The organism is Bacillus sp. AFS098217, assembly GCF_002551815.1.
Classification (GTDB): Bacteria; Bacillota; Bacilli; order Bacillales; family Bacillaceae_G; genus Bacillus_A.
In genome coordinates this window covers 1-10,789 of record NZ_NVPR01000064.1, presented here as the reverse complement: position 1 = coordinate 10,789, position 10,789 = coordinate 1, and the positions used below count along the sequence as shown (strand labels likewise).

Genomic DNA, 10,789 nt, shown 5'->3' with positions numbered 1-10,789 from the left:
CAAATTACAATGGCGATGGATCAAGTTTCAAATGGAGCAACAACTCAAACATCGAGCGTAGAACATGGTGCACTATTACTTTGTAATGTAATAGAAGGGATTCAGCATGTAGCAAACAGTTCCTCTTCAATTGCCAATGCATCTACATATACACATGAAAAAGCAGAAGATGGTGGGAAACTTGTAGGGAGAACAGTAAACCAAATGCATTTGATCGCAGAATCGGTATCGCAATCCGATGCTGTAATTCAAGCATTGAATGATAAATCAAAGCAAATTGGTGATATTTTAGAAGTGATTCAAAATATTGCGGATCAAACAAATTTACTTGCATTAAATGCTGCAATTGAAGCCGCACGAGCAGGTGAACATGGTAGAGGATTTGCGATTGTTGCTGATGAAGTCCGAAAACTTGCAGAGCAATCTAGCGCATCATCAAGTGAAATTGGAAAACTAATAGGTGAAATACAAAAGGATATGAGTAAGACCGTAAATGCTATGAGTAATGTGAATGAAGAAGTTCAATCTGGTCTTGTAATAGCGAATGAAACAAAGACAAATTTTGGAGAAATATTAACCTCCACAAATGAAATTGCTACGCAAATTGAAAGTATGGTAGAAACGGCAAATGGAATGTCAAAAGGTGCAAATGAGGTTTCTATTTCAGTTGGTGAAATTGCCATGATAGCGCAAAATAATGCGACAAGTACACAAAATATTGCTACATCTGCTGAAGAGCAGTTGGCTTCTATGGAAGAAATCAGTTCGGCTGCGGGTACATTGTCACAAATGGCTGAGGAATTACAAGTATTAATTGAAAGATTTAAAGTGTAATAAAGCGTACGTAGGCAGATTGAATTGTACTTTTGATTGAAGAGGATCCTTTTGAAGGTTTTTCATAACTTTTGAAAGTATTTATTATTTTAAGTAAGAAAAGAGCGGTGATTTTTATTCAATCACGGCTCTTTTTTTATGGAAACATATTTATTTTACAGTTTCTTTAAAAACAAAATGCTCTGTATATTTTCTCCCTTCAATCTTTTGACCATTTCTCATTACATGGAAAGGATGGTCTTGCCATGTAATCATGACATCTACTTCGTCTGCTTTTACGGAAACAGGAAAATTCGCATGTTCAAACCCTGTTTTCCCACTTGCTAAGCGGGGTTCTTCTAAAGAAAATAATTCATATTTTGTCCCTGTGTTTGGTTCATTTCGGAATACTTCTACTTGTACGTTATATACTTCATCTTTTCCGATGTTTTGCACTGAAAAACGATATGTATGAAAAACATCTTTTTTAGACTGTAAGATGTTTTTACCTGAGTCGTTGATTTCATCAATATTGACTTTCCATTGTTTTGAATGTTGTGAGACTGGTAATGATTGCGGAGAATAAGCGTATACTTGATTTGTCGTTATCATGCATAATAGTAACAGGGAGAAGCTTACAATTTTTCTCATATATAGACCTCCAGAAGAAATTTACTAATATTATGAGTGGAAAAACAATTTGTTATGTAATGGAATTGGAGTTTTTGGAGAGGGATGATAAGTTATGATTCAAAAAAATTTAGAAAAACTTGAGCAAATTGTAAATGGGGAAGGTTTAGATAAGATGTTTTAACATTATTAATGACGTTTGGAATGCAAGCCCCATCTTCTATGAAAGCAGCTATTGAAACATTAGAGAAATTAGCCACTTATGAGAAAAAAATACTTGTACTTGGGGATATGTTGAAGTTAGGAGAAGAGGGAGAAACATATCATAGAGAAATTGGAAGAATACTAAACCCAGCAACAATCCAGTATGTCTTCACGTATGAAGAGCTTGCTCGGAAAATAGCAGAGGCTGCACTAGAAAATTATCCAAAAGATAAAGTGCGGATGTTTTTGAGTAAAAGTGATATAGTAAAAGAAATCGAAGGACTTACAAATCCAAATGATGTTGTTTTAGTGAAAGGATCACGGAGATGGCATTGGAAGAAATTGTAGCAAAATGGATTTAAAATTAAAAATCAGAAAATATTGAAAAAACACCTTGCATTTTCTCTTTTAAAGGAATAGAATACTCTGTAAATATAAAAAGTGATGAGCAGGAAAAGTACATGATGCAAGGGTCTACAGAGAGCAATCGATTGCTGGAAAGATTGCGATACCGCATGATGGAAAGACACCTGTGAGCGTTGCTTTGAACGTGAAAATTAGTAAAAGCAAACGGTACCTACCGTTATCAGGTTTAAGATGGTCAGTATGACAATTTGGGTGGTACCGCGGAAAAATCCGTCCCTATTTATGGGGCGGATTTTTGTATTCTTTGAAAGGAGGTGAGTGACCGTGGATGATGACGATGACAACAATAATGTAAATAAGTATGAAAACATAGGAGGAAAAAATAATGGGCAAAACAATGAAGCGGTCACTCATTCGTGAATGTAAAGCGTCTAGTAAAAGGATGGTTTTATTACAAGGCTGGGTGAAAAAAAATCGTCATCTGGGGAATATTAGTTTCTTATTGTTACGTGACCGAACGGGTGTCATCCAATGTGTATTAGAAAAAGACTTAGCGGGATATAAAGTAGACGTAGAAAGTGTTGTTCAAATTATTGGAGAACTTGTGGAAACGACAAAAACAGAGTTAGGTGTGGAAGTACTTGTAGAAGAGGTAAAGGTGTTAAATACTTCAGAACCGCTTCCATTTGAAGTGAATAAAAGAAATCTACACGTTGGTTTAGATCAAATGTTAAATGAGCGTGTACTATCGCTTCGTCATGAACGAATACAAGCCATTTTTAAAGTTCAATCTACGCTTGCACAGGCATTTAGTGAATTTCTGGTAGAGAACGATTTCACACGTATATTTACGCCGAAAATTGTTTCCCAAGGAGCGGAAGGTGGAGCGAATGTTTTTAAACTCCCCTATTTCCAAAAAGAAGCATATTTAGCACAGTCTCCTCAATTTTATAAACAAATGATGGTTGCGGGTGGATTGGAACGTGTTTTTGAAATTGCTCCTGTTTATCGGGCTGAGCATCACAATTCTTCCCGTCATTTGAATGAATATATATCATTAGACGTGGAAATGGGGTTTATTAAAGACTTTTATGAAGTGATGGAATTAGAAGCGACCGTTTTACGGTATATGTTTGAACAAGTAGGACAGAAATGTGAGAAAGAATTAAAGCTTTTACAAGTCACAATTCCTGTTATTACAGAAATTCCTAAAATCACCTTAAAAGAGGCACAGCGTCTATTACGAGCAAAATACCGAAAAGAATCACCAGTAGGGGATTTAGACACAGAAGGCGAAAAGTTACTTGGAAAATATGTGAAGGAAACATACGGTAGTGATTTTGTTTTTATCACACATTATCCGAAAGAAGCGAGACCGATGTATACGATGCCGACTAAAGAAAATCAAGCTGTTACGGATTCTTTTGACTTGTTATATAAAGGATTAGAAATTACGTCAGGTGCGCAGCGAATTCATGAGTATGATATGTTACTTGCTTCTTTTAAAGAAAAAGGATTACAACCAGAAAACTTTGAATCTTATATGGATACATTTCGATATGGTTGCCCGCCGCATGGTGGTTTTGGGATTGGATTAGAAAGGCTTGTATATAAGTTTCTAGAATTATCGAATCTTCGAGAAGCGAGTGCGTTTCCGAGAGATTGTACGCGTCTTATGCCATAAAGTGAAAAGAATCTTCGCATTGGTTGCGAAGATTCTTTTCATTTATGCAGATTTGTATCGTTAAGTCTCTTTCGTGTTGGTGCTTTGTTTATTAGTATTTTCATTTTATTTAAAATGGAAAAAAAGGTATTAGAAGCAGAATTCTTTGCGGGTGGAAATTACAGGGATTTATTGTTCGTTTACAGCGTATTCTTGCTTCGATTCGTCGCTCCAATTGCGATTGTCATTGTCTTTTTGAACGTGATTGGGGTTATTTAACTTAAAATGTTATAATATCCCAAAAAGAGGGGTGAGAAAATGTATTGTTATATTACAAGTAGGTACATAACGGGTACGAATTCGTGGTTCTCCTATTGTATATAGGATCAAGATATGAAAATTAGGAGGAGAAAAAGATGAAACAAGAAAAAGAAGTATTATTACAAGGAAAAATGATGGAAGTACGCGGGAAAAAGCTATATGTGGAGACGTATGGATCCATAGAGAATCCTCCTGTATTGTATCTTCACGGAGGTCCTGGTGAGATGTGTTATGATTTTTCCTATCATCAAGCACATAGGTTACAAGATTTTTTTCGACTCATTGCCATTGATCAGCGCGGGGTAGGACGTTCGGAAAAAATTAGTCAGCAAGAGCCGTTTGGATTACGAGATCTTATCGAGGATTGCGAAGAGTTAAGGAAGATGTTACAAATTGAGAAATGGTCTGTCATTGGGCATTCTTTTGGCGGATTTTTAGCACTGTTATATGCAGCAATGTATCCGCAATCTATTCAAAAAATTATTTTTGAAGGACCTAGTTTTGATTTTGCATTAACGAGTAGAGCTTTATTGAAAAAGACAGGAAATATATTAAGGAAGTACGGAAAAGAAGAACAAGCAAAAGAATGTATAGCTCTTTCAAAGAGTAATGCTACTTCTGAAGAATTGCTAGAATCTTATATAAAATTAAGTGATGAGTTAGAAGAAAATAGAATGGAAATCTATAATAACTTTAAAGATGAAACTGACTATACTTTATATAGTGATGAAGAGTGGGAAGAGTTTTCTCATCGCTCAGAGATTCATTTTGCGAGATTGAAAGAAGAGGGAGAATTTCATACATCGTTACTACCAAAATTAAAAGATGTGGAGAATCCGATGTTACTAATGATAGGAAAGTATGATGTAGTGACTTGTGAGAAACAAATTCAAGCATTTAATAAGGATGCTCGACATGGTAAAGTTATCGTTTTTGAAGAGAGTGGTCATACGCCGCACTATGAAGTAGCGGATGAATTTGCAAAAACTGTGATTGATTTTTTGAAATGAAATAGAAAAAGGTGCTTCATGAAATGAGAAGCACCTTTTTCTATGTATTTAATTTTCAGGATAAAAGATTGTAATGTTAGGCCATCTACTTTGCCAGTTCTTTTTTTGTAATCTTTTTTCATACATGTTAGTTCGCTCTTTCGTTTCGAGGAAATGAGATGTTGGTTTCACTTGTAACGTGAGAACATCTTCTATTCCCCAAGGAGCTGTTAACATAACGTTATCTCGTTCATCTAACGTAACCCCAAGAGCAGTTGCGGTTTCCGGAAATTTAGATATTGCATCGACTGAAGATGAGTAAGGTGGCATGTTATTGATTACATGCATGCGAGATTGATTTTTTACTGACCATGGAATAGTAGAATCTATACTTTTAAGCTTATTTTCTAATTTTTCTTCGGTAGATTCACTAATATGTAATGGGTCAAAATAAATGATATCGATGTCTGGTGTTGGAGTTTTCACTTCATATCCATGAAGAACATCCCAAATTTTAGAACGAACAAATCCAGCGCAAACCCACCAATCGGATAGCTCTAAAGACTTTGCTATTTGTAATATTTTCATCATCCAAGTATCGTTTTGTATCAGTTTTATAATATCTTGTTCTGTTTGGAGACGCATTTTTAATCTCACCTTTTGTATAATTGATTTTCTCCACTTTCTAAGGAGAGGATGGCAATCATTTAATGCATAAGTTTAATAATCCACAAAATCCAATGTGCGCCAGGTACAAATAAGAACTGTGCTAATAATGTACCGAGAAATCTTGAAATCATAAGCCAGCCGAACATTTTACTCATTGTATCAGCACCATTTTCTGATTGAAGAGCACGTTCTGTTAAAAGGGCAATGCGCGGATCTAACAGTACAGTTAATAAGATTGTTGCAAAACCATTAACGAGTCCAGAGGCTGTGCTCGCATTCGTTGCATAAGTTGGATTTAAAAAGGAAGCATACAAGGCGGAGAGAACACCCGCTGTATAGATGGCAGTTGCAAACATATTAATTAACATAATTCGTTTTGGAATGCCGCCAATTCGCATCCGATGAATCATTTCAAATTTAGGAAAGCGAACATATTTTTTCGTATACTTCAATTTTTGTATGTTATTTGTTTTCATCAATCCAATGAATGACCCATCTGTTTCAAAGTTTTGAATTACATAGCCAAACAACTTTGTCAAAGTCGGATATAGAAAAATTGCAAGCAAAGTACCGATAGAAGCTGAGAGTAAAACTAGGCGTATGGTTCGTTCTAAATCAATAGAAGAGTCTAATTTAGCTTGATCGACGATACCACCAAGTAAAAAAGCTTGCAGTAAGTTAGATGTTCGTGCAACGAGTAATACCATCCCAACTACAGATAATGCAACGGCGATCTTTTTTAAACGAACACCAGCTAGCCGAATACTATAAGAGCTTGTTTCGACTGCATGGATGATAATTGTGAAAGCTATTATAAAAATTAATGTTGTCGTCATTTGTTCCACCATTTTTCTCTTAAATTATATTTATAATACAACAGGAACACATTTTTGGGTATATCTATTCGTGGATCAGATTCTGATAGAGAGGTAATAAAATATAATATGCAACTTCTAAAAGAATGAAAATTTTGATAATATAGAAAAGATGGTGATTTTTCTTATAAAGTAAAATGAGCGGAGGAGATAAAATGTATACAACATTTCTATTCGATTTAGATGGAACACTAACTGATCCGAAAGAAGGAATCGTAAATTCCGTTTTATTTGCACTACGGAAAATGGGAATAGATGAACCGAATCCAAACGAGCTAGATTCTTTTATTGGGCCTCCAATTCAACATTCGTTTGCAGATAGATACGGTATGAATGAAAAACAAGTTGAGCAAGCTGTGACGTATTTTCGGGAATATATGCAGCAAAGTGGCTTATTTGAGAATAAAGTATATGAGGGGATTCCTTGTATTTTACAAGAGTTAAAGGATGAAGGGATGCGTTTATTTGTTGCAACTTCAAAACTAACTGTATTTGCAAAGCAAGTTTTAGAACACTTTCAATTAACTCATTTCTTTGAAGAAATTGTAGGGAGTAATTTAGATGGAACTCGAATCAAGAAAGATGAAATAATTGAGCATATTTTACATACAAACAAAGGACTACAAAAAGAGGAAATTGTGATGGTTGGAGATAGAAAGTATGATATGATAGGGGCTAATTGTAATGGGATTGATTCGATCGGTTTATTGTATGGATACGGAAGTGAAGGGGAGCTAAAAGAAGCAGGAGCGACGCATATTGTGAAACATGTCGAAGAGTTACGAAACTTTTATGTAAAAAATAAAAGTTTAAAAATATAAAATAAAAGAGGAAAATCCCTTTATAACGAGCGATAGTTAATTCGTTTTCGTTTAAAGGGATTTTTTGTATGTAATAGAATAAGTAATAAATATGCTGTTTTAATCATAAAAACTTTGTTAGAAAAAGGGGAGGGATGTCAGTGTTTGAATCGTTATAAAAATGATAGTTTGTAAATACATAGAAAAAATCCAGAATAAAAAGATTGAATTTTCAATCAAAGGAAGGTGAGAGAGTTGGAGCTAGTTATTATTTTATTAGCACTTAGTTTACTTATGTTTGTTGCTTACAGAGGATTTTCTGTTATTTTATTCGCACCGATTTTTGCAATGTTTGCAGTATTTTTAACAGAACCTAGTTTTGTGTTACCATTCTTTTCGAATATTTTTATGGAGAAAATGGTAGGATTTATTAAGTTATATTTCCCGGTGTTTTTACTAGGAGCGATATTTGGTAAAGTAGTAGAAATGTCAGGTATTGCGGATTCTATTGCTAAAACGATTATTGAACTAGTTGGTGAAAAGAGAACGATTTTAGCAATTGTTTTAATGGGAGCTGTTTTAACGTATAGCGGCGTAAGTGTGTATGTTGTTGTGTTTGCAGTCTATCCATTTGCAGCAAAACTGTTTCGTCAAGCAAATATTCCAAAGCGTTTAATACCTGGGACGATTGTGCTTGGTGCTGTAACATTTACGATGGATGCTTTGCCAGGATCACCACAAATTCAAAATGTGATTCCGACGACATTTTTTAAAACTGATATTTATGCAGCACCTATACTTGGAATTATAGGAGCGATCTTTGTTTTAACATTAGGGTTAATCTATTTAGAGAGTCGGCGTAAGAAAGCAAAGGCAGCAGGGGAAGGCTATTTTGGTTTTGATGATGGAAATTCTGAAATGGCAGCATCTCTAGAGTTAGAGAAAAAGGAGAATGTTTCTTTTCAAAGTATTGAAATTTCAAGAGTACAGCAAGTAGTTGCATTTATACCTCTTATTTTAGTGGGGGTTATGAATAAAGTTTTTACGATGACTATACCGAAGTGGTATCCAAATGGTTTTGATTTCTCTTCAATTGGAATGAAAGCATTTGGAAAAGTTGAGTTAAGCGCAGTGCTTGGAATTTGGTCTGTAGAATTAGCACTTATTATGGGGATTATAGCAACACTTCTATTATATTGGAAACGTGTTGTGACGGGATTTCAAGCAGGATTGAATACAAGTATTGGGGGCGCATTGCTTGCGACGATGAATACAGGAGCCGAATTTGGCTTTGGAGGTGTCATTGCAGCTCTTCCAGGATTTGCAATTATGCGTGATAGCATTTCTGCCACATTCACTAACCCACTCGTGAATGGAGCTGTAACAACGAATATTCTTGCTGGTATTACAGGTTCAGCTTCAGGAGGTATGGGTATTGTTTTAAGCGCTATGGGCGATAAGTTTATTGCGGCAGCTGAACAATACAATATTCCATTAGAGGTTATGCATCGCATTGTCTCAATGGCATCGGGAGGAATGGATACACTGCCACATAACGGAGCAATTATCACAATCCTTACTGTTACAGGGTTAACGCATAAACAATCGTATCGTGATATATTTGCGGTTACAGTGTTGAAAACGGTTGCTGTTTTTTTAGTAATAGCATTTTATACTTTAACCGGAATCTATTAAAATGTTATAAATTATCTTCTATACTAAGAGGAAATAGCGAAATAAAGTGGAATAGTTAACTTGATAATTTGTATTGTAGAAACTTCACATTATAAAATATTTATTAGCGAAAGAAGGGGTGAAGTACTTGCAAGAGATCGCGGAGTTTCGTATGCCAAAGACTGTTTTATATGGGAGAAATTCGCTTGAAAAATTAGGAGAACAAACGAGTAAATTTTGGAAAAAAGCTTTTATTATCAGTGATTCTAGCATGGAGAAGCTTGGTTATATTGAAGAATGTATAAAACAGTTAAAGGCGAAAAAAATAGAAGTTGTTACATATACAAATGTGAATGCCGAGCCGACAAATGTTCATGTTTTAGAAGCGTTATCGATTTGTGTAGAATCAAATTGTGATTTTATCATCGGTCTTGGCGGTGGGAGTTGCATTGATGCGGCAAAAGCAGTAGCAGTACTGTTTACAAACGGTGGAGAGATTGAAGATTATGTTCAAAATCATATAGAAATAGAAAAACAATCATTACCGCTTATTGCAATCCCGACAACATCTGGTACGGGATCGGAAGTAACAAGTGTTGCTGTTATTACGAATAAAAAAACCGATGTAAAAATGATGATTAAACACCCAAGCTTTACGCCACAAGTAGCGATTATTGATCCAGTATTGACGCGTTCTGTACCACCTCATATTACTGCAGCAACTGGAATAGATGCATTATGCCATGCAATAGAAGCTTATATTTCTAGGTTTTCACAACCACTCAGCGATGTACTTGCGCTTTCAGCAATCGGAAGTATTATGAAATACTTACGTATCGCTTATGAAGATGGAGAGAATATGGAAGCAAGAGAAGTGATGATGATTGCCTCCTTACAAGCGGGTATCGCCTTTTCAAACGCATCGGTTGCGTTAGTTCATGGAATGTCTCGTCCAATTGGGGCACTATTTCATGTACCTCATGGTATATCAAATGCGATGTTATTACCAGCCGTTTTAGATTTTACAAAAGTTTGTTCAGTTAAGCGACTTGCAGATATCGGACGTCACATAAATCCAGAATTACATTCACTTTCTGATGAAGAGATGGCAAATCATATAATTGTTGAAATAAAGCGACTTTGCTCCAATCTGCATATTCCTAATCTAAAAGAGTACGGAATTGATCAAATTGAATTTGAAAATGCCCTTCCAAAAATGGCGAAAGATGCACTTGCCAGTGGGAGTCCAAGTAATAACCCTCGCATTCCATCTTATCATGAAGTGAAAAAATTATATCGTATATGTTTTGATTATCAATACGAAACTTCTGTAATTGATCTATAAGATTTCTGAATTTTCTTCAAATATTTCCATGGAAATTAGTTTAAAAATTATATAAACAAGGCTTTAGAAAAAATATCTAAAGTCTTGTTTTATGGTATTAAAAATATCTATATATACACCAATGACAAAGTCGACATAAACCCTCTCTTTTGGGATGGGAGAGAGCATCTATTCATGCATAGATGCGGTCAGGGCCTTTTTCTGCCATATGCGAAGTAAAAACAGAACGAGCAAACGAGTGTAGGTTACNNAAATGGATTTATATAATAAATAGTTGTTAAATATCGATTAAATTGTTGGGAAATTTAGTGATTGGTCTTATCGATGGAATGAGCTGGGAGTCTTCTTCTGAGTACTACCAAATTATAAATGAAGAAGTAAAAAAGAGATTAAGTGGATTACATTCAGTGAAAGTAAAACTATAATTTTATTATGTAAAC

Annotated in this window: 9 protein-coding genes, 3 pseudogenes and 1 other annotated feature; of the genes and pseudogenes, 9 read left to right on the top strand and 3 right to left on the bottom strand. The window is 35.1% G+C overall.

Annotation, left to right across the window (positions count from 1 at the left end; all coding sequences use genetic code 11):
* Positions 1-834 (top strand): methyl-accepting chemotaxis protein (locus COO03_RS17885; protein WP_230322457.1); only part of this gene is annotated, 834 nt, incomplete at its 5' end.
* A 150-nt stretch (positions 835-984) separates the two neighbouring features.
* Here the strand turns inward: COO03_RS17885 and COO03_RS17880 are convergent.
* Entirely contained in the window at positions 985-1,464 is a 480-nt protein-coding gene (locus COO03_RS17880; protein WP_097898450.1) for a hypothetical protein, read from the bottom strand.
* Positions 1,465-1,622: 158 nt separating this feature from the next.
* Between COO03_RS17880 and COO03_RS17875 the strand changes: the two are divergent.
* The 4 genes and pseudogenes from COO03_RS17875 to COO03_RS17855 form a co-directional block, all read left to right on the top strand.
* A pseudogene (locus tag COO03_RS17875) lies at positions 1,623-2,009 on the top strand (glutamate ligase domain-containing protein); the annotation flags it as partial.
* Positions 2,010-2,082: 73 nt separating this feature from the next.
* Positions 2,083-2,294, top strand: a binding site (T-box leader).
* 104 nt (positions 2,295-2,398) lie between these two features.
* Positions 2,399-3,697 carry an aspartate--tRNA(Asn) ligase gene (aspS, locus tag COO03_RS17865; protein WP_097898449.1) on the top strand — a complete coding sequence of 433 codons (1,299 nt, stop codon included), beginning with the start codon at positions 2,399-2,401 and terminating at the stop codon, positions 3,695-3,697.
* 66 nt (positions 3,698-3,763) lie between these two features.
* Positions 3,764-3,955: pseudogene (locus tag COO03_RS17860) on the top strand (sodium-dependent transporter); the annotation flags it as partial.
* A gap of 137 nt (positions 3,956-4,092) precedes the next feature.
* A complete protein-coding gene (locus COO03_RS17855) occupies positions 4,093-5,007 on the top strand; it encodes an alpha/beta fold hydrolase (RefSeq protein ID WP_097898448.1) in 915 nt (304 codons plus the stop codon).
* 48 nt (positions 5,008-5,055) lie between these two features.
* Here the strand turns inward: COO03_RS17855 and COO03_RS17850 are convergent, their stop codons facing one another.
* Both COO03_RS17850 and COO03_RS17845 read right to left on the bottom strand, forming a co-directional pair.
* Positions 5,056-5,631, bottom strand: a complete 576-nt coding sequence (locus tag COO03_RS17850) for a nucleotidyltransferase family protein (RefSeq protein WP_097898447.1) — start codon at positions 5,629-5,631, stop codon at positions 5,056-5,058.
* Positions 5,632-5,693: 62 nt separating this feature from the next.
* Positions 5,694-6,491, bottom strand: coding sequence for a lipid II flippase Amj family protein (locus tag COO03_RS17845; protein ID WP_097898451.1), 798 nt, complete (start codon positions 6,489-6,491; stop codon positions 5,694-5,696).
* A 194-nt stretch (positions 6,492-6,685) separates the two neighbouring features.
* On the opposite strand from COO03_RS17845, the gene COO03_RS17840 reads away from it, so the two are divergent.
* The 4 genes and pseudogenes from COO03_RS17840 to COO03_RS27750 all read left to right on the top strand — a co-directional run.
* Positions 6,686-7,351, top strand: a complete 666-nt coding sequence (locus tag COO03_RS17840; protein WP_097898446.1) for an HAD family hydrolase — start codon at positions 6,686-6,688, stop codon at positions 7,349-7,351.
* Between the two features lie 234 nt (positions 7,352-7,585).
* Entirely contained in the window at positions 7,586-9,025 is a 1,440-nt protein-coding gene (locus COO03_RS17835) for a GntP family permease (RefSeq protein WP_097898445.1), read from the top strand.
* A 118-nt stretch (positions 9,026-9,143) separates the two neighbouring features.
* Positions 9,144-10,349, top strand: coding sequence for an iron-containing alcohol dehydrogenase (locus COO03_RS17830; RefSeq protein ID WP_097898444.1), 1,206 nt, complete (start codon positions 9,144-9,146; stop codon positions 10,347-10,349).
* 329 nt (positions 10,350-10,678) lie between these two features.
* A pseudogene (locus COO03_RS27750) lies at positions 10,679-10,771 on the top strand (aspartate racemase); the annotation flags it as partial.
* Between the last annotated feature and the right edge of the window lie 18 nt (positions 10,772-10,789).

Coding starts and splice junctions, on each gene's coding strand:
- COO03_RS17845 (WP_097898451.1), bottom strand. CDS start 6,491: ATGACGACAACATTAATTTTTATAATAGCTTTCACAATTATCATCCAT.
- COO03_RS17855 (WP_097898448.1), top strand. CDS start 4,093: ATGAAACAAGAAAAAGAAGTATTATTACAAGGAAAAATGATGGAAGTA.
- COO03_RS17840 (WP_097898446.1), top strand. CDS start 6,686: ATGTATACAACATTTCTATTCGATTTAGATGGAACACTAACTGATCCG.
- COO03_RS17850 (WP_097898447.1), bottom strand. CDS start 5,631: ATGCGTCTCCAAACAGAACAAGATATTATAAAACTGATACAAAACGAT.
- COO03_RS17880 (WP_097898450.1), bottom strand. CDS start 1,464: ATGAGAAAAATTGTAAGCTTCTCCCTGTTACTATTATGCATGATAACG.
- aspS (WP_097898449.1), top strand. CDS start 2,399: ATGGGCAAAACAATGAAGCGGTCACTCATTCGTGAATGTAAAGCGTCT.